The sequence below is a fragment of the Streptomyces sp. NPDC030021 genome, assembly GCF_055574035.1.
In genome coordinates, this window is record NZ_JBVIAH010000020.1 from 63,883 (window position 1) to 82,926 (window position 19,044).

At 72.7% G+C, this 19,044-nt stretch carries 17 protein-coding genes and 1 pseudogene; 16 read left to right on the plus strand and 2 right to left on the minus strand.

Going from position 1 to position 19,044, the window contains the following annotated elements:
- Positions 1-120 precede the first annotated feature (120 nt).
- On the minus strand, positions 121-1,521 hold the full coding sequence (locus ACZ4YL_RS32000) for an RICIN domain-containing protein (RefSeq protein ID WP_468121300.1): 1,401 nt from the start codon (positions 1,519-1,521) through the stop codon (positions 121-123).
- Between the two features lie 553 nt (positions 1,522-2,074).
- Here ACZ4YL_RS32000 and ACZ4YL_RS32005 point away from each other — a divergent pair.
- From ACZ4YL_RS32005 to ACZ4YL_RS32020, 4 genes are all read left to right on the plus strand, one after another.
- Positions 2,075-3,679: a phage tail sheath subtilisin-like domain-containing protein gene (locus tag ACZ4YL_RS32005; RefSeq protein ID WP_468121301.1), complete on the plus strand. Its 1,605-nt coding sequence runs from the start codon at positions 2,075-2,077 to the stop codon at positions 3,677-3,679.
- 71 nt (positions 3,680-3,750) lie between these two features.
- Positions 3,751-4,194, plus strand: coding sequence for a phage tail protein (locus tag ACZ4YL_RS32010; protein ID WP_030862950.1), 444 nt, complete (start codon positions 3,751-3,753; stop codon positions 4,192-4,194).
- Positions 4,194-4,694: a hypothetical protein gene (locus ACZ4YL_RS32015; protein ID WP_468121302.1), complete on the plus strand. Its 501-nt coding sequence runs from the start codon at positions 4,194-4,196 to the stop codon at positions 4,692-4,694. The genes ACZ4YL_RS32010 and ACZ4YL_RS32015 overlap by 1 nt, the downstream gene beginning before the upstream one ends.
- Complete coding sequence (locus ACZ4YL_RS32020; protein WP_187743631.1) at positions 4,691-4,849, plus strand: DUF6760 family protein; 159 nt, start codon at positions 4,691-4,693, stop codon at positions 4,847-4,849. The genes ACZ4YL_RS32015 and ACZ4YL_RS32020 overlap by 4 nt, the downstream gene beginning before the upstream one ends.
- Before the next feature lie 75 nt (positions 4,850-4,924).
- Here the strand turns inward: ACZ4YL_RS32020 and ACZ4YL_RS32025 are convergent, their stop codons facing one another.
- Positions 4,925-5,308, minus strand: a complete 384-nt coding sequence (locus ACZ4YL_RS32025; protein WP_468121303.1) for a hypothetical protein — start codon at positions 5,306-5,308, stop codon at positions 4,925-4,927.
- A gap of 2,215 nt (positions 5,309-7,523) precedes the next feature.
- Here ACZ4YL_RS32025 and ACZ4YL_RS32030 point away from each other — a divergent pair.
- From ACZ4YL_RS32030 to ACZ4YL_RS32085, 12 genes and pseudogenes are all read left to right on the plus strand, one after another.
- A complete protein-coding gene (locus ACZ4YL_RS32030; protein ID WP_468121304.1) occupies positions 7,524-8,093 on the plus strand; it encodes a hypothetical protein in 570 nt (189 codons plus the stop codon).
- A 56-nt stretch (positions 8,094-8,149) separates the two neighbouring features.
- Positions 8,150-8,572 (plus strand): phage tail protein, encoded by a 423-nt coding sequence (locus ACZ4YL_RS32035; RefSeq protein WP_384716062.1) that lies wholly within the window; start codon positions 8,150-8,152, stop codon positions 8,570-8,572.
- Positions 8,573-8,603: 31 nt separating this feature from the next.
- A complete protein-coding gene (locus ACZ4YL_RS32040) occupies positions 8,604-9,326 on the plus strand; it encodes a CIS tube protein (RefSeq protein ID WP_468121305.1) in 723 nt (240 codons plus the stop codon).
- A complete protein-coding gene (locus tag ACZ4YL_RS32045) occupies positions 9,326-11,242 on the plus strand; it encodes a VgrG-related protein (RefSeq protein ID WP_468121306.1) in 1,917 nt (638 codons plus the stop codon). Before ACZ4YL_RS32040 ends, ACZ4YL_RS32045 begins: the two co-directional genes overlap by 1 nt.
- Positions 11,243-11,264: 22 nt before the next feature.
- A complete protein-coding gene (locus ACZ4YL_RS32050; protein ID WP_468121307.1) occupies positions 11,265-11,687 on the plus strand; it encodes a GPW/gp25 family protein in 423 nt (140 codons plus the stop codon).
- Complete coding sequence (locus tag ACZ4YL_RS32055; protein WP_468121308.1) at positions 11,687-13,645, plus strand: putative baseplate assembly protein; 1,959 nt, start codon at positions 11,687-11,689, stop codon at positions 13,643-13,645. The genes ACZ4YL_RS32050 and ACZ4YL_RS32055 overlap by 1 nt, the downstream gene beginning before the upstream one ends.
- Positions 13,642-14,214, plus strand: a complete 573-nt coding sequence (locus ACZ4YL_RS32060) for a phage tail protein (protein WP_468121309.1) — start codon at positions 13,642-13,644, stop codon at positions 14,212-14,214. Before ACZ4YL_RS32055 ends, ACZ4YL_RS32060 begins: the two co-directional genes overlap by 4 nt.
- Positions 14,211-15,659 carry a zinc ribbon domain-containing protein gene (locus tag ACZ4YL_RS32065; protein ID WP_468121310.1) on the plus strand — a complete coding sequence of 483 codons (1,449 nt, stop codon included), beginning with the start codon at positions 14,211-14,213 and terminating at the stop codon, positions 15,657-15,659. The genes ACZ4YL_RS32060 and ACZ4YL_RS32065 overlap by 4 nt, the downstream gene beginning before the upstream one ends.
- A gap of 408 nt (positions 15,660-16,067) precedes the next feature.
- Entirely contained in the window at positions 16,068-16,826 is a 759-nt protein-coding gene (locus ACZ4YL_RS32070) for a transposase family protein (RefSeq protein ID WP_468121311.1), read from the plus strand.
- Complete coding sequence (locus ACZ4YL_RS32075) at positions 16,762-17,319, plus strand: hypothetical protein (RefSeq protein ID WP_468121312.1); 558 nt, start codon at positions 16,762-16,764, stop codon at positions 17,317-17,319. Before ACZ4YL_RS32070 ends, ACZ4YL_RS32075 begins: the two co-directional genes overlap by 65 nt.
- A gap of 46 nt (positions 17,320-17,365) precedes the next feature.
- A complete protein-coding gene (locus ACZ4YL_RS32080) occupies positions 17,366-18,091 on the plus strand; it encodes a peptidylprolyl isomerase (RefSeq protein ID WP_468121313.1) in 726 nt (241 codons plus the stop codon).
- Between the two features lie 275 nt (positions 18,092-18,366).
- Positions 18,367-18,729, plus strand: a pseudogene (locus ACZ4YL_RS32085) (helix-turn-helix domain-containing protein); the annotation flags it as partial.
- Positions 18,730-19,044 lie beyond the last annotated feature (315 nt).

The following is a 19,044-nucleotide window of genomic DNA, read 5'->3' on the forward strand; positions in this document are numbered from 1 at the left end:
GGTACGCCGAGGAGTAACGCGGAAGGTGGGTGGTCTGGTTTCGGCGGGGGTTTTTTGGCCCCCCCTTCCCCCCGCCCCCCGTCCCTCTCCCCTGTGCCCCGGGGCCGGCCGCCGCGGGCCTCAGCCGGTCTTGGGGTGGACGATCTTCCACTCCTGGTTGCCGGTGTTGGTGCAGTCGGAGATGTTCAGCCGGTCCCCCACGCTGGCGCCGCCGTTCACGTTCAGGCACTTGTTGTTGCTGGCGTAGTTGCGGATCCAGTAGTCGCCGCTGTCCTGCTTGGCGATCCACCACAGCTGGTTGTCGGCGGTGGTGCCGTCGCAGTGGAACTCGCCGATGCCGGTGCCCACGGGCCGGCCGCCGTACTCGCCGAGGTCCATGCAGAACTGGTCCTTGACGTTGCGGATCTGGAAGAGCGGCGTGCCACCGGGGCCGAGCTTGGGGTACTTCACCTCAAGGTTCCAGAGCTGGTTGTCCCCGTCGGTGCCGTCGCAGTCGCTCTGCTGGACGGCCATGTTGATCTGGCCCTTGTCCCGGCCCGGCAGTTCGGCGCACTTACGGGTGGCGGTGTTGCGCAGCAGGACCTTCTCCGCGGGTACCACGGGCGGCGGTCCCGCGGGCTTTTCGGACTGCCCTCCCCCGCCGCCCTCCTCCTTGGGCTTCTCGGACTTCGCCGGTGCGGGTTCGGCGCTGGGCGACTGCGACGGCGGGGGCGGTGGGGAGAGAGCCGGAGTGGCCGGGAGGACGGCGCCCGCCTGCTCGGTCGCCTCGGTGGCCTGGCTGCGAACCTGCGGCTTGTATGCGATCCAGAGCATCACGGAGGCGATGGCCACGGCCAGGAAGAGCCCGAAGAACGTGGCCAGCCAGCGGGGGAGGAAGCCTCGCTGGACGTATGTCCCCTCGACCTCCAACGGCTCGATGCCGGAGCGGCGCACGGCGAGCGTGTAGGGCCGCTCCTCCTTCGAGCCGAACCAGATGATCTGCCGGGACCGCAGGGTCGTGTCGACGAACGCCGCTCGCCCCGGCTCGATCTGGACGTTCCCGGGGCGGATCTCGTACGTGAGGTGGTCTCCGTTGTCGCTGCCCGTGACCGATGCCGTCACCTTGGTGTTGCCGAGGTTGTCAACCGCCAGTTTCGGACGCCCGCGGAAGCGGCCCTTCACGGTCGGTGGTACGAGTTCCGCGCGCACCTCGGTGAAGGGGGTGATCGTCAGGTTCCCCTCCGGCACGGTCACGGCGTCGGGATGCTCGGTCGGCGTGATCCGGACCGCGTACGGGTTGGGCCCCGCCGTGGCATCGGGGGTCCGTGGCGGCGCGAACGTCAGCTCGACCGTCCCGGTGGTGCCCGGGTACAACCGCAAGGTCGCCGGTTCCACCGTCGTCCAGGGCGCCACGTCGCCGACGGGCTCGAAATGGTATTCGTCCACCACGTCGCCGGTGTTGCGCACGCGCAGGCGCACGCGCGCACTGCTGCCGGGGTCGACGGTGACGGAGGCGGGTTCCAGGGAAGTCCAGAGGCTCACCCCGGCACGCTAACCGCGCCCGCCGCCGGCGGTCAGGAGTCGCGGGGGCAGACCTGGTTGCCCCGACGTACCCGCCCCGCGTCCGCCCCGGGGCGGCGGCTCCCCGGTCTTCTGTGCATACGGCACGAGCTCTTCCTTCAGGGGGAGACCGACCTGGCCCGTGGCGGAGGCGGGGCGCCGCCGCCCCCGTCGGCCAGGCGATCTGCGCGCCCCGGGCGTCCAGGCCGGCCTGGACGCGCCGTACGGCCTCCGGCCGACGACGGGTCCGCTCACCGTGCGCGCGCACGGCGCTCCCTCCCGACTCGTCCCGGCGGCTGACCGTCCGCCCTTACCCGAGCCCCCGCCCGCCCCGCAGGTCTGCGGGGGCAGACCTCGGGGCAATCGGGCCGGCCCGCGCGGCCGGGCCCGTCGCCGGGTGCCCCGGGACCTGCCCCTCCGGGCAGCGGCGGGGGCAGCGGCGGTGCCCCCAGTCGGGTACCGGGGGACGTTCCGGCGGGCGCGACGCGCGCGCCACAGTGTGGGTGTCCTGTCTCGTACCGGAGGAGAGCAGAGCATGCCGTCCTATCTGTCGCCCGGCGTCTACGTCGAGGAGGTGGCCAGCGGTTCGCGCCCCATCGAGGGAGTCGGCACGTCTGTGGCCGCCTTCGTCGGTCTGGCGTCGACCGGCCCGCTGAACGAGCCGACGCTGGTGACCAACTGGACCCAGTACGTCGCGGCCTTCGGCGACTTCACCGACGGCTACTACCTCGCCCACTCCGTCTACGGGTTCTTCAACAACGGCGGTTCGGCGGCGTATGTCGTGCGCGTCGGCGGCTCCGCCGAGGACGCCGCCGGGCAGGGGCAGGCATCCGCGCCCGCCGCGGTCACCAGTGCTGCCGCCCCGTCCGCGCTGCCCGCCGCCGAGCCCCGCCGGCTCGGTGCCTTCGCCGTGGCCGTCACCGCGGAGGGCCGCGGCGGCGCGCTGTCCGTCGAGGTCGCCGACGCCGAGGGCGAGGGGCCCGCCGAACGCTTCAAGCTGATCGTCAAGGACGGCGACGAGCCGGTCGAGACCTTCGACGTGACCGCGAAGAAGGGCAGCCGTACCTACGTCGTCACGCAGGTCAAGGAGCGTTCCAAGCTCATCGCCGTGACCGAGGCCGCGCCGGCCGCGCAGCTGGCCCGCCCGGAGAACCAGACCGTGGTACTGCCGGCGCCGCCGCCCGCATCCTCGACGCCCAGCGCCCCGGCCGGCCGTACCGAGGGCTCTCACCCGGGCCCGGCGCAGTACCTGGGCGATTCCGCCGACCGCACGGGCTTCGGCGGCCTGGAGGCCGTCGACGAGATATCCATGGTCGCCGTGCCCGACCTGATGGCCGCGTACCAGCGTGGCGCGATCGACCTGGACGCCGTCAAGGCGGTCCAGCTCGGGCTGATCGCGCACTGCGAACTGATGGGCGACCGGGTCGCGATCATCGACCCGCCGCCCGGCCTGAACGCCCGCGACATCCGGGTCTGGCGCCAGGAGACGGCCAACTACGACTCCAAGTACGCCGCGTTGTACTACCCCTGGATCAAGTCCTTCGACCCGGCAACCGGGCAGTCGCGCCTGGTGCCGCCGAGCGGTCACGTCGCCGGCGTCTGGGCTCGCAACGACTCCGAGCGCGGTGTGCACAAGGCCCCTGCCAATGAGGTCGTCCGCGGCGCCGTCGACCTCGAGCTCCAGATCACCCGCGGTGAACAGGATCTGCTCAACCCGATCGGCGTGAACTGCATTCGGGCCTTCCCCGGCCGCGGCATCCGCATCTGGGGCGCCCGCACCCTCTCCTCCGACCCCGCGTGGCGCTACCTGAACATCCGCCGGTACTTCAACTACCTGGAGGAGTCGATCCTGATCGGCACCCAGTGGGTGGTGTTCGAGCCGAACGACCACAACCTCTGGGCGCGCATCCGCCGCAACGTCTCCGCGTTCCTGGTCAACGAGTGGCGCAACGGCGCCCTGTTTGGGCAGAGCCCCGAGCAGGCGTACTACGTCAAGTGTGACGAGGAGACGAACCCGCCGGAGGCGGTCGACCTCGGCCGGGTCATCTGCGAGATCGGCATCGCGCCGGTCAAGCCCGCCGAGTTCGTGATCTTCCGGCTGGCTCAGTTCTCCAGCGGCAACGGGGAGCTCGAGGAGTAACCCGCGCGGCGCCCGCCTGCGCCCCCGTCGCCTCCCCCTGCCCCTCCTCCCTTCAGAAGGACAGCGAACACATGAGTCTCCAGCCGGGTGACGCCCTCACGTCACACAACTTCGGCCTCCAGATCGACGGAGTGATGGTCGAGTACCTCGCCGAGGTCAGCGGTCTCACCCTCGAACAGGACGTCATCACCTACCAGCAGAACAGCTCGCAGGGCCGGGCAGAGGTGGCGCTGCTGCCGGGCGTGAAGAAGAACGGCCAGTGCACGGTCGTGCGCGGCATGACCCAGTCGACGTCGTTCACCCAGTGGATCAACGACTCGATCCGCGGCCAGATGAGCACGGCCCGCAAGAACGCCTCCATCATCATGATGGACTACCAGGACAACCCGGTGAAGCGCTACAACCTGCGCAACGCCTGGTGCAGCAAGATCGAGACGAGCACGGTGAAGGCCGGCGAGGCGGCGGCGCTGACCGAGTCCGTCACCATCGTGTTCGAAGAACTGGTCATCGAATAATGCGGCGTTCGGCTGCCAGGGCTTCGGGTTCCGCGGTGCCCCAGACCGCGGCGGCGGGGGCGGATCTCCCCCACCCGGCCCCCGCCGCCGCAACGGACCACGTACCGGCCGACCCGGCGCCGCGGCAGTCGCTGCGCACCGAGTTCCCCTTCGAGCTGCCGCGCGGCTACGTCGACGACGCGGGCACCGTGCACCGTGACGGTGTCATGCGGCTGTCCACGGCGCGCGACGAGCTGGTCCCGCTGCGGGACGTGCGCGTGCAGGAGAATCCGGCGTACCTCTCGGTGGTGCTGCTCGGCCGGGTCATCACCCGGCTGGGCGCGCTCCCGATGGTGCACGACGGGATCGTGGAGAACATGTTCGCGTCCGACCTGGCGTTCCTCCAGGACTTCTACCGCCAGATCAACGCGGAGGGCCACACCCGCGCGGCCGTGCAGTGCCCGCACTGCTCGGAGCCCTTCGAGGTGGAACTCGGCGCGAGCCGCCTGGGGGAATCGTGACGTACGCGACCGACCGGCTGCACGAGGAGATCGCGTACGTCGCCTACCACTTCCACTGGGGCCTGGACGCGATCCTGGACCTGGAGCACCAGGACCGGCGCCGGTACACCGAGCAGATCGCGTCCCTCGTGACGCGCGGCGCGACGGAGGGCTGAGCAGGTGGCATTCCTGGACCGGCTGCGGGGGCGGCGCGGCGACGCCGGCGCTGCTGCGTCCCACGGCTCCCCGGCTCAGGGCCCGGGGGCTGCGGACGCCACCGGGAGCACGGCTCCCCCGGCCTCCGCGGCACCCGTGGCCCCGGTGGCCGTCGCCGCCTGGGCCAGCCTGCCGCCGCTGCGGCGTACGGCGGGCAACGGCCCGGCGGGCGTCGCGGACACCGGGTTCGGCGGGCGACTGACGACCTGGCAGGACCCGTCGTTCACGCGGGCTCCCTCCCCCGCGGTCCTGGACCCCGCGGCGGGCAGCAGCCTGCTGTCGCGCACGCTGACCGGGTCCGCCCACCCGGTCGCGGGACTCGAACGGCCCGCTCCGGACCTGCCGTCGGGCCGTTCGCCCGGCATGCCCGCTGTGCCGGGCGTGCCGGTGGCACCGCTCCGGGCGATCCAGACCGGCATGCGGTCCCCCGCGGCGACCGGGATCCCCTCGATACGCGCGGGGGCCCGGCCCGCCGCGTCCGTACCGGCGGTACCCGTGACCCCGGCGCCTTCGGTGCCTCCCGTGCAGCGTGCGCGTGCCGACAGGCCCTCGCGGACGGTGACTCAGCCACCCCTGTCGGCACGAGACTTGACGTCGACACTGGCGGGAACGGCGAATCGCGGTGTCCAGGTGAAGCCCGTGCCACCGTCTTCTTCGCCTCGGGCGCGGCAGCCCCTGACCAAGGCTGCGCCCGCGACCGCCCCGCGGGTCCTGCCGACGACGCACCGGACCGCTCCTGCCGTCCCGGCGGCCACGCCGGCCGCACCGCGCCCGGCGTCCCTGCCTGCGGATGCGGGTGCGGGTGCGGACCGGGACGGCCCCGGCCCGACCGCCTCCGCTGCCCCGAACTCCGCACCGGCTGCTGAACAGCGGGCTGCGGTTCCCACGTCCACGCGGGACGGTCGGGGCCGGAACACCCCGCCCCGCCCTCCGGCCGCCAGGCGTACGGGGCTTGGCGCACCGATACAGCGAGCTGCGGTGCGCCGTCCCGAGGATTCCGCGCCGCGTACCGACGTGCCGGGCGAGTCGGGCGCACCGGCATTCGAGCCGGCGCCCACGGTGAGGCGTGCGCTGCCGTCCGCGAAGGCGCCGCGCACGGACACGCCCGGCAGCGCCCCGCGGCGCGAAAGCGCGAAGCCAAGGGGGGCTGGTACGAACCCGTCCAACGCCGGGTCACCCACGACCAACACCCCCGTCCCCACACGGGCGGTCACAGCAGCCACGTCCGGAATCGGTACGCCCGTCGAGCGAGCGGTACCCGCCGCGAGCGCGCCGCGCACGGACACACCCGGCAGCCCCCCGCAGCGCGACCTGGCGAAGCCCAAGGGGACGGACGCGCACCCGTCCCGGTCGGGGTCACCCGCGACCAACACCTCCGTCCCCACACCGGCGGCGGCCGCTCCGCCACCCGCGACCGGCGCACCCGTCCAGCGAGCGGTACCCGCCGCGAAGACGCCGCCCACGCAGGCGCCCGGCAGCGTCCCGCAGCGCGACCGGGCGAAGTCCGAGGGGGCTGGCACGAATCCGGCCAACGCCGGGTCACCCACGACCAACACCCCTGGTCCCGCGCGGGCGGTGACAGCAACCGCGTCCGGGTTCGGTACGCCCGTTCAGCGAGCGGTGACCGCGCCCGGAGTGGCATCGTCCGCTCCGGGCAACGGTCGCCGATCCTCTGCCGTACCCGACGGCACGGCTGCCAGGCCTGCCGTCCAGCCCCACACGCACACCCAGCGCAGTGCCCCGGCGGCCGGCCACAGCGCGTCGGGCGACGAGCCGAGGACGGGCGCCTCGGCGACACCCCGACCGACTCCGTACACCACGCCGCGGTCGGACGCACCGGCTCCGATGCCCGTTCCGGAGATTGCGACCACCCAGCCCGTTCCCCCGTCTCCAGACTCTTCCGTTCGGACCCCCACGGCCGCAGCGTCGCCGGTCGCCGGTCTCCCTGTTGCCCGGCGCAGTACTGCGCCGCCCCCGGTGCAACGCGCCACGACCCCGCCCGTGTCCGTCGTCGACCGCGCCCCCGGGGCCGTACCTCCGTCGACCCCGGGGCCTGCGGAGTCACAGCACGGACCGCTCGCCACCAATTCCGGACCGCCCCGCCCGCCCGCGCCCGTCGTCCGCTGGGAATCCGCAGCCATACCCCCGTCGGCCCCCGGCCGTGCGGAGTCACAGAGCGGACCCCTCGCCACCAGCCCCGGACCGCCCCGCCCGCCCGCGGCCGTACCCCCGTCGGCCCCCGGCCGTGCGGAGTCACGGGGCGGATCCGTTGCCACCAGCCCCGGACCGGCACCCCGACCCCGTGCCTCCACCGGCTCGACACCCGCGGTCCCGGTGCAGCGCAGTGTCGCGGCTCCCCGTGCGGGGCTCGGTGCGCCCCTGGCGGCCCCGGCCACTCCCGCCCCCGGAGCCGCGTCATCGCCGGCCCCGTCGCGCCCGGCACCCGGTTCCATGTCGTCCCCGGCGCCCTCCGCCCAAGCACGCTCCCCGCTGGGGGCGCCGCTCGGCGGCGCGCCCGCCCGGACGGCACCGGGCGCCGGGCCGGAGCACCGCAGTCCCCGTACCGGCGCTTCCGCGCCTGCGCCGGCACCTGCGCGTACGGCCGATGTTCTTCCCATCCAACGGGCCTTCCCCGTGCGGGGTGTTCCACTGCGCCAGCGCCCCGTGCCCGGCGCCGGCGCCACGGCGCGCGTTCCGCTGCGCGTGGCTCCGCTGAGCCCGCCGCCCGCGGCCGCGGCTCCGGCGTTGCCCGCGGGCGCGGCGGCCAGGGCACCGTCCGGGGGTTCTACGCCCGCCGGGCCCACAGTCCAGCGCTTCCCCTCCTTCGGCTTCGGCTCCGGCTCCGGCTCCGGCTCCGGTCGGGCCATCGGCGCGCTCGCCGCCGCCGCGTCGGCCGGCCTGGCCCAGACGCTGGGGCATCTCCAGCCGTCGTCGCAGTCCTCCCCGCCGGCTCCGTCGGCCGAACCGCCGCCACCGTACGAGCCGCCCGGCGGCAGCCCGGCCTCCGGAACGGCGGTCTCCGCCGAGGACCCGCCGCCCGAGTACACCGCAATGCCCCCCGGCGCGTTCGATCCGCGCGATCTGACCGACTTCCAGCTGGACGAGTTGGTGCACCGGATCATCGGCCGGGTCACCCGCCTCGTCCGTACCGAACTGCGCATGGACCGCGAACGGATCGGCAGACTCCGCGATCCGCGCGCCTGACGGAACCCCGGTCACCGCGCGCCACCACCACAGAACGACAGAAAGGCCCACCTCGGATGCCTCGCCAGGACCCCGGGTCCACCATCTGGTTCACCCTCACCATCGACGGCGAGAGCCTCGGCTTCTTCAACGGATGCGAAGGCCTGTCGTCTCAGGTGGAGGTCGAGCACCGCCAGGAAGGCGGTAACAACGGCTTCGTGTGGCACCTGCCCACCCGGGTCACCTTCCCCACCATCCGGCTCACCCGGCCGCTCACCCCGGACACCTCGAAGGTCGCCAAGTGGATCTCGTCGGTCCAGACGGGGATCAAGCGGCCCACCGCCCAGATCGCGGCGCTGCGGGCCGACGGGTCGCTGGTGGCCCGCTGGGGGCTCATCGACGTCCTGCCCGTGAGCTGGCAGGGCCCCATCCTCGATCCCGCGAGCCCCGCCGTGGCCACCGAGGTCCTGGAGATCGCCCACCACGGGTTCACGGACTGACGGCGCGACGGAGCGGAAGGGAGGGACACCCATGGCCACGAGCAGCAGGGGCGCCGGCAAGAGCCTGGTGCGCGCGACGCTGGCGATCCACGAGCCGCCGGTCGGGACGAGCACGACGCCCGGGGCGCTGATGCGGACGTTCGGCTTCGAGTTCAATCCGGCGCAGTTGTCCCTGAGCCAGCGCGCGCAGTGGAAGGCAACGCCGACGATGGCCGTGCGCGACGGCTCCAAGCCGGAGTTCATGGGCGCCGAGCCGCGCGAGATGACCTTGGAGATCTTCCTGGACTCGTCGACCGCGCCGACCGCCAACACGGTGCTGAAGAAGGTCGAATCGCTGCTGGACTGCTGCGAGGTGACGGCGAAGAGCATCGCCGCCGACCAGCCGTCGCCGCCGTGGGTGGTGTTCGAGTGGGGGTCGTTCTCCACGGCCCGCTTCGTCGCGTACGTGAGCTCCGTCGAGGCGTCGTACAGCCTCTTCGGCACCACGGGCGTGCCGATCCGTGCCACCTGTCAGGTGCACCTGGTGGAGATCCCGGGGAAGACCAAGGGCCAGAACCCGACGTCCGGCGCGCTCAGCGCGCAGCGCGTGCACCGCGTCGTGGCCGGCGACTCGCTCCAGTCGCTGGCGTGGCGAGAGTACGGCACGGCCACCGTCTGGCGGGCGATCGCCGAGATCAACGGCATCGACGACCCGTCCCGGCTGCCGACGGGCACCGAACTGGTGCTTCCCGCACCCGAGGAGGTGTCGCGCTGATGGTGCAGCCCGCGTTCTCCAGCATCATGCAGGTGCGGATCGGTTCCGTGAGACTCCCCGACGACATCGCCCCGCTGCTCGTCGACGGTTGGGTCGACCAGGGCGTCGGCGTGCCCGCCGCGTTCCGGCTGACCTTCCGCGACCCGTACCGCCTGGTCCTCGGCAAGCTCGGCGTCACCTTCGGCACGAGGGTGGTCCTGACGCCGATCTCCGACGGCCAGGGCGGCGGCAAGCCCGTGCTGACCGGCGAGGTCACCGCCCTGGAGGCCGACTACGACGGCACGGGAAGCTTCACCGTGATCCGTGGCTACGACTTCGGGCACCGGATGATGCGCCGACGCCGCGTCGCCGCCTACCGCAACCAGAAGGCCTCGGACATCGCCCGCAAGCTCGCCGCCCTGGACGGCGTGCCGATCGGCCGGATCCAGTCGACGAAGGGTGCGTACGGGTTCATCAGCCAGCCCAACGTCACCGACTGGGACTTCCTCTCCCGGCTCGCCGACGAGAACGGCATGGTGATGTCCCTGGACGCCAAGGGGAAGTTCCGGTTCGTCACGCCGGCGCCGTCGGCCGGCGCGCCGTCCCCGCAGACCGACGGCGACAAGAGCCCGTTCGTGCTCCAGGCCGGCCACGACATCCTCCGGTTGCGGGCTGCGGTCACCGCCGCGGACCAGGTCGGAACGGTCCAATCGCGCGGCTGGAACGTAACCACCAAGAAGAAGATCGTCGAGACAGCCTCGGCCACGACCGACCCGGGCATCTCCATAGGCCTCACCCCGGGCCAGGCGGCCGGGAAGTTCGCGCCGGCGCAGCTCGTCGAGACCGCCGTCCCGTACGACCGGCAGGACGAGGTCCAGCAGGCCGCCAGGGCCCTGGCCGCCGACGTCACCTCGTCGTTCGCTGAGCTGGAGGTCGCGGTGTACGGCAATCCCGAGCTCCGGCCGGGCGTGCCCGTGGCCCTCGCCGACGTGGGCAAGCCCTTCGAGGGCAAGTACACCGTCACTTCCGTGCGGCACGTCTTCGGCGACGGCAAACACTACGAGTCGTGGATCACGGTCAGCGGACGGCAGTGGCGCTCCCTCTACGGGCTGGCGGCGGGCGGGGGCGGCGGGGCGGACGCCGCCGGCGCCACGCGGCTGCCCGGCGTCGCGAACGCCATCGTCACCGACGTGCAGGATCCGCTGAAGCAGGGACGGGTCAAGCTCCAGTTCCCGTGGCTGGACGACACGTACGTGAGCGACTGGGCCCGCAGCGTGCAGTCCGGCGGGGTGGGGGGCGGCGGCGTGTTCCCGATGGACGTCGGGGACGAGGTGCTGGTCGCCTTCGACCGGGGCGCGCTGGACCACCCGTTCGTGATCGGTGGACTCTACAACGGCCGGGACCTGCCGACCCGGATCGACGATGTGCCCCTGCACGACGGACTGAAGCGCAAGGCCGCCCGGCACACTCTGTCCGACCGGCAGGGCAACCGCGTCGACCTGCTCAGCCAGCGGACCGGCAGGCGCAAGCAGGGCGTGCGCATCGCCAGCGGCGACGACCGGCTGACCATCAACCTGGACCGCACCGAGACGGAGATCACCGTCGACAGCAAGGGGTCGGTGACCATCAAGGGCGGCCGCTCGGTGTCGATCGAAGCCGGCACCGACCTGACGCTCAGCGCCCGGCGCCGGCTCACCATCAAGAGCGGCGGGCTCCTCGACATCCAGGGCCGCGGCATCGTCAACCTGAAGTCGCTCGCGGGCGCCGTCAGCATCGACGCGATGGGCGCGCTCAGCCTCAAGGCCGTGGGCGCCACCATGATCACCTCCGGCGGCACGGTCCAGGTCAACTCCATCGCCAACGTCGGCATCCGCGCCATCAAGGTCGACCTCATGGGTCTCCTCTACGTCAACAACATCAAGTACCCCTTCGGATGACCAGAAGACAGGTGGCCCCCTGATGGCCCAACAGTTCGTCGGCTCCGGCTGGGCGTTCCCCATGCGCATCGGACCCACCGGGGGCGTCGCCCTGGTCAGTGGTGAGCGCGAGGTCGAGGAGGCCATCCGGCTCGTCCTGGCCACCGCCCCGGGCGAGCGGCCGATGCGCCCGGAGTTCGGCTGTGCCATCCACGACCTCGTCTTCGCCCCGGTCAACGAGCAGACCGCGGGACGAATCCAGCACGAGGTGTACGTGAGCCTGGACCGCTGGGAGCCCCGGATCGAGGTCCACGACGTCGAGGTCTCCACCGGCTCCGACCAGAGCGTCCTGTTCATCGACGTCCGGTACTCCATCCGCGGGACGAACAACCCGCGCAGCCTCGTCTTCCCCTTCTATGTCATCCCCTCCCACGACGAGCCGGGCTCCTCGGAAAGCGACCACTGATGTCCCTGCCATCCCCCAACCTCGACGACCGGCGCTTCCAGCAGTTCGTCGACGACGCCAAGCGCTACATCCGGCAGCGCGCCCCGGAGTGGACCGACCACAACGTCTCCGACCCCGGCGTCACGCTCGTCGAGACGGTCGCGCACATGGCGGACCAGATCGTGTACCGGCTCAACCGCGTCCCGGAGAAGAACCACCTCGCCTTCCTCGACCTGGTGGGTATCACCCTCTTCCCGCCCTCCGCGGCGCGCACGGACGTCACCTTCTGGCTGGCCGCGCCCCAGGAGGACGTGGTCCTGGTCCCGGCCGGTACCGAGGTCGCCACGCTGCGCACCGAGCGGGAGGAGGCCGTCGTCTTCGCCACCGAGCACGACCTGGCCGTCGTCCCGTGCGCAATGTCCCACGTGGTGGTGCAGCACCGCGGGCAGCCCGTCGCGGACCGCACCACGGAACTCGTCGAGGGCAAGGACGTACTGTGCTTCGCCGAGGCCCCGAACCCCGGCGACTGCATGCTCATCGGTCTGACCGCGGCTGCTCCGCACTGCGCGCTCGCGCTGGAGCTCGACAGCCGCGTCGACGGCGTCGGTGTCGATCCCCGCCAGCCGCCGCTGCTGTGGGAGGCGTGGACCGAGGACGGCTGGCAGCCCTGCGAGGTGGACCGGGACGGCACCGGCGGTCTCAACCGGCCCGGCGACGTCGTCCTGCACCTGCCCGGCGGTCACGTGCTCTCACGCAACGGCGGGCACGAGGCCGGCTGGGTCCGCTGCCGCGCCACCGATCCGCTGCCCGGCCAGCCCTTCTACACCACCTCGCCGAGCATCCGCTCCGTCGAGGCTTACACCATCGGCGGCACCACCCGCGCAGTGCACGCCGAGACCGTCCACGACGAAGCCCTCGGCGAGGCCACCGGACTGCCCGGCCAGCGGCTGCGGCTCGCCCACGCCCCGGTCGTCGCCGACGACCCGCCGCTGCTCCTGCAGACCGCCGACGACGACGGCTGGCAAGACTGGCAGGTGGTCCCGCACTTCGCCGCGTCCCGGCCCGGCGACCGCCACGTCACCCTGGACGGCGCCACCGGCGAGATCGCTTTCGGCCCGGCTGTCCGCGAACCGGACGGGATGCTGCGCCAGTACGGGGCGGTCGCCCCCAAGGGCTCCGTGGTCCGCGCGCGCCGCTACCGCAGCGGCGGCGGACGCGGCGGCAACGTGGCGCGCGGCGCCGTCCAGGTGCTGCGCACCTCCATCCCGTACGTGGCCGAGGTCGTCAACCGCGAGGCGGCGCGCGGTGGTGTCGACGGCGAGACGGTGGAGGAGGCCAAGCTGCGGGCGCCGATCACGCTCCGCGCCCAGGACCGCGCCGTCACCCTTCGCGACTACGAGGAGCTAGCCCGGCGCGCCGCGCCGGAGACCGCGCGCATCGCCTGCCTGGAGGGCGAGGAGGGTGAGCACGGCGCCTACGCGGTCCGCGTCCTCGTCGTCCCCCAGGCCGTCCCCGACCCGGGCGGGCGGCTGCGCTTCGAGCAGCTCGTGCCCGGCGACGACCTGCTGCGCCGGATCACCCGGCACCTCGACGAGCGCCGTCTCATCGGCACCCGGCTGGCCGTCGGCCCGCCGTACTACCAGGGCGTCACGGTCGTCGCCACGGTCCACGCCTTCCGCGGCGTCGACACCGACCGGGTGCGCCGCCAGGCGCACGACGCGCTCTACCGCCACCTCGACCCGCTGACCGGCGGCACGGACGGGCAGGGCTGGCCCTTCGGCAGGCCCGTCCAGACCGGCGAGGTGTTCGCGGTACTGCAGCGGGTCCCCGGAGTGGAACTCGTCGACCAGGTCGTCCTGCACCCCGCCGACCCCCTCACCGGCAGGCGCGGCGACCCGACCGACCGCATCGACCTGGAGCGGCCCTCGCTGGTCTTCTCCTTCGACCATCGCGTCCGGGTGATCGGGGACGACGGATGACGGCCACTCCCTACCGGGGCTCCGTCGACGGCCTGGGCTCCTCACTCCCGCTGGGCGCGATGCTCCCCGCCGTCTTCGCCGACGACGACCTGGCACAGCGGTTCGTCGGCGGCCTGGACGAGGTCCTCGCGCCCATCCTCAACGTCCTGGACTGCCTGGACAGCTATTTCGACCCGGCGCTGGCCCCGGGCGACTTCGCACGGTGGCTCGGCACCTGGGTGGGTGCCGAGACCGACGGCGGCGAGCCGGAGCCCAGGTTGCGGGCCGCCGTCGCGGCCGCCGTCGCGCTGCACCGGGTCCGCGGCACCCGACGTGGCCTCGCGGAGGCGGTACGACTCGCCTTCGGCATCGCACCCGAAATCACCGAGAGCGGCGGCGCCGACTGGAACGCCCGACCGCTCGGCCCCTTCCCCGGCGCCCCGCGCCCCCGCCTGCACGTCACCCTCCGGCTGCCCGAGCCGACTCCGGCCGACACTCACCGCCTGGACACCCTCGTCGCCGCCGCCCGCCCCGCCCACATGCCGTACACGGTCGAGGTGACCGCCACCGAAAGGATTCTGAAGACATGACCACGCAGAACTGCCCCGAGTGCGGAACACGCGCAGAACCGGGCCAGTCCTTCTGCGACGCGTGCGGCGCCGTGCTCGGCTGGGACCAGGGCGTCGCCCGCGCCGCGCGGCCCGCCGACTCGTCATCGCACCTGCACGGACCCGCCGCCGACGGTGCATGCCCGCCAAACGAGGCCGCACGGCCGGCCCAAATCGCGCGCGACGCCCGCAGGACGGGCGGCTCCGACACCAGTACGCCCGCGCACGCCGGCACGACTGCAGGCCCGGATGACGCCGCCCGTCCGGGCGGGGCGGCGCCGGGATCCGGCGGTTCGCGGGGACTGCCGTCGGTTCCGCAGGGAACGGTCGGCCCGGGGACTGCCGCGATTCCGGAAGGCCCGGGAGCGGCCGGCGCGCCGGGGCGCGCCGAGTCGGGGGGCACGGGGTCGGCGGGTCCGGCGCGCCGGGACGTCCCGTCGCCGCAGGACAGCGCGTCGCCGGAGGGCGTCGCGCCGAGCGGGCCCGCGCCCGCCGCACCGGCCCCGCACCCGCTGAGCGACACCATGTCCGACCGGGCCCGATCCCTCCTGGTGCCCGTGGCTGACAACGACGCGCCGAGCCCCTCTCCGGCCGCCGCCGCGCCCGTCCTGCCCGGCCGACCGGACACCGAGCGGCCAGCCGTACGAGCCCCCGGACAGCAGCCCGGCGTGGACGGCGGCCCGCCGTGCCCGTGGTGCTCGACGCCCAACCGTGCCGACCGCCACTACTGCGTGCGCTGCGCGATGCCGCTGGCCGAAACCGGCGAGGCCGCCGCACCCGGACGGGCGCCCTGGTGGCGCCGTCTCTTCGGCGGGCGGCACCGCGAGACGCCGTGGGCGGGCGACCGCCCCCGGCTGCGCCGTGTCTTCGACCGCATCGGCACCTGGATCGCCCTCGCCGTCGCCGTCACCCTGGCGATCCTCGGCTTCGTGTACCTGCCCGCCGGAATCCAGGCCACCCGAGACCACTTCGCCAATCGGGCCCCGGTCGCCCCGGACCGGATCGCGGCCTCCCGCTCGTATCCCGGCCACCAGCCGGAGCTCGTCTTCGACAAGCGCAGCAACACCTGGTGGGGGCCCGGCGTCTCGCAGTCCGGCCAAGGTGAGTGGATCGAGGCCACCTTCAGCGAGCCGACCCGGTTGCTGGACCTGATCATCACCCCGGGCGTCTCCGCGCGGGCCGACAAGACGGGCGAGTCGGCCCTTCCGCATCGCGTCACGGCGACGATCACCGGGAAGGACGGCAAGGTCACCACGCGCCGACTGACCCTGGACCAGGGGGCGGGCGGCCAGCGGCGCCCGTTCCCCGTCGGCGAAGTCACGAAGGTCCGCTTCACCGTCGATTCGTCGCACACGACCTCCGCCGACAAGCAGGTCGCCATCGCGGAGATCGAGTTCTTCGGCCCGTCGAACGCCAACCGCTCCTGACCGCTCACACAGGAGCCCGTGCCGGAGCCCTGAGCATGCCCGCCCCGAACCGAGGCGGGCACAGGGCTACGGCTCGGGCGCGTCCGCCGGCCCGCTCCGGGGGCGATGGCGCGAACCACGAGCGGGGACCGATCAGGACAGCGGAGGATGCGTGGCGAGCCAGTGCTGCGCGATGCGTTCGCGTGTGGTGACCCACGCGCTACCACGCTCCGCGACGTGCCTCAGGAAACCGTCGAGCGCCCGGATCGGGCATCTCGCAGATGCCGCGTCGCCCGGTGCGGCCCCCGGCGAACCGCGTCCCGGAGGGGAGGTTGAGGACGGCATGCCACTCGGCCCGTGGGAGCCCGCGATCAGGCTGGGCTGCCTAAAGGGTGTTGCAGAAGGCTGAATCTTGGGCATTTTGCCTGTATGGGTGGGGTGTTGCGGGCTGAGCCGGTGTGGGTGGAGACGTTCACGGGCTTGCGGATCGAGCGGTTCGCGAAGCTGGTGAAGGTGGTGCGGGAGCGGGGCGGGAACGGGCCCGGTGGTGGCCGGCCGTGGTGCCTGCCGCTGGCGGACCGGGTGCTGTTGGTGGCGGTGTATTATCGCACGAACCTCACCATGCGCCAACTCGCCCCGCTCTTCGGAATCTCCCCAGCCACCGTCTGCCGCATCATCCAGCGGCTGCGGCCCTTGCTGGCGCTGGAGCCGGCGCCGCGGCCCGTTGCCGATGTGGACCGGTTGTGGATCGTGGACGGAACCCCCATCCCGGTCCGCGACCGCACGGTCGGCGCTTCCTCCCGCAATTACCGGTTCTCGGCGAACGTGCAGGTCATCATCGACGCGGGCAGTCGACTGATCGTCGCGAGCGCCCGCCCGGCGCCGGGAAACCAGGCCGACGCCCACGTCTGGCGGGAGTCGGACCTGCCAGCCGCAGCGGCGGGGACGACGGTCATCGCGGACGGCGCCCACCTGGGCACCGGCCTGATAGTCCCGCACCGCAGACGAGCCGGACGCCCCCTCCTGCGCGGCCAGGAAGACGGCCAAGACCAACGCGGGCAAGGCGAACGTGGAGGCCGGCAAGGCCCGGGCCGCGGCCGCCAAGGCGGCGGGATTCGCCTACGTGACCGCCCAGGCTGCGGTCGACGCGGGCAAGGCGGCCTCACAGGTCGCCCAGCCCGCGAATGACGCCGTCCAGCTCGGCTCGCCGTACATCACCACCGACTCGGCGGCCGGCCTCGTCGTGCTGACCGGGCAGGCGTCGAAGAGCATCGCGGAACAGCAGAAGGCCATCGCCGACGCGCACGCCAAGAACGCGCAGGAGGAGGCCGCCTCGGCCAAGGCCATCGCCAATCAGGCTCAGGGCGACGCGAAGGCCGCGTACGAGCACGCGTCGAACGCGGCCAAGTACGCCTCGGACGCCCGTACCTACGCCAAGGAGGCCCTCGGCTACTCGGCCGACGCCGCGAAGTCGGCGTCCCTGGCCTCCGCTTCACTGGTCCGCAGTACCGAATTCGCCGGGATAGCGGGCTCCATCGACAAGGAAGGAGTCCTGCATCTCGTCGTTCTCGCCGAGGAGGGAAAGACTCCCCCTGCCCAGCCGTCGAGTCCGCAGGACTTCGGGGTCGGCCGCACCGGCCTCCTGTCGTTAACCATTCCCGCCGGCCACGCCACGCCCTAGACTGCGACCGCTCCAAAACCTGGCGATCATCAGGAGGGCTCGCAAGATGAACCGAGCACTGATCAGCGCATTTGCGGCCGTGACGTTAGTCGTGTCCGGGGGAAGTGCCGCCACCGCTTCCGACGGCGCTCCGCCGCGCACCACGCACGGCCCTTGCCAGTACACACAGACCCCGGACGAGCCGCCCGCGCGTCATGTTCCATTGCCGCCCGACCCACGGCGCACCCCTAGCCGTGGCACGGTTGACATGGCTGTTCCGACCAGCCAGGGTCCGCTCCCGCTGCGTTTGGACCAGGCCAAGGCGCCGTGCACGGTCCAGAGTTTCCTGCACCTGGCACGGCATGGGTTCTACGACCGAACGGTGTGCCACCGTCTGACGGCGTATCCGACGCTGAAGGTCCTGCAGTGCGGCGACCCGACCGGTACCGGTGAGGGAGGGCCCGGGTACAAGTACAAGGATGAGCTACCTGTGGATTTGCCACCCGCACCGACCGATCCGACCGGCGCGCGCCGCCTGTACGGGCGCGGCCTGCTGGCGATGGCCAACGCCGGTCCGGACACGAACGGCTCACAGTTCTTCGTCGTCTACGGCGACTCCGCACTGCGCCCGAACTACACGGTGTTCGGCACGGTCGGCCCCGACGGCCTGGCGACACTCGACAAAACCGCCGCCGGAGGAATCGAGCCGACCGCGGAGGACCCGACACCGGTCGACGGCACACCCGTGCTGCGGACCGAGCTGCTCCGCGTCCGGCCGTCCTGCCGGCATTGACTCCCCGCGGCCCGCGCCGAAGCCGCGGCCGCGGCTTCGGCCGCGGCCGCGGCCGCGGCCGCAGAGCCTGCCGACCTCGTCCCGGGCGCTGCGGTGGCCTCTGCCCGAGGTGCCCGCGCCCCGTCCCCGACCACCGACATCCCTGATCCGCAGCTGGAGCGGGGGTTGGCAGACGTGGACGAGGAGCTGGTCCTCGATTCGAAGACTCTTCGGCGCTGCCGACCGCCGCTGGGATCCGTCTTCGGCACACCACTACGACACGGTGCCGAACGCGCGCGACCAGCCGGGGACGGGTGCGGGTCGACAGCCTGGCGAACGAGGTGGGACGGAGCCGTAAGCGCCTGTGGTCCCGCTTCCGGTCCCAGATCGGCCTCACCCCCAAGCGCGCCGCCCAGCTGGTGCGCTTCGACCACGCCGCCCACCTTCTCGCAGCGGGTGACGCCACCGCTCGGGTGGCGGCCGCAAGCGGCTACGTCGACCAGTCCCACCTCCACCGCGAGGTCAAGGCGTTCACCGGGGTGACGCCCACCGCCGTGGCCGCTGCGCCGTGGCTCGCGATCGACGACGTCGCGTGGCCGACTTCGTTCGCCGACCTGCCGCCGTCACCGTCTGCGTTTCGTCAGGTCCCGGCGAGGTGAGCACAGGTTCCACGAACGGAGCAGGCGGCGGCCCTCAGCACTTGCCCGGATGAGAATCGGACAGCACGAACGGGTGGGAAGCCGACAGATCCAATGCGACAGGACACGCCCCCGGCATCGAGCCCGCGCGGTTCTCCGGAGCTGGTGACAACACGATTGAGAACAGCCCGGAAGTGTCAGCTAGCGCGCACATTCAGTGACAGAAGGCGCTGCGATCCCGGGTTCTCGTCCCTGGTCAGTGGGCGTCACTGGTGACAACTACCGCTGCGAGTCACAGAGGCGCTGTACCTTCGCACGCTCGCTGGCCAGGCTTTG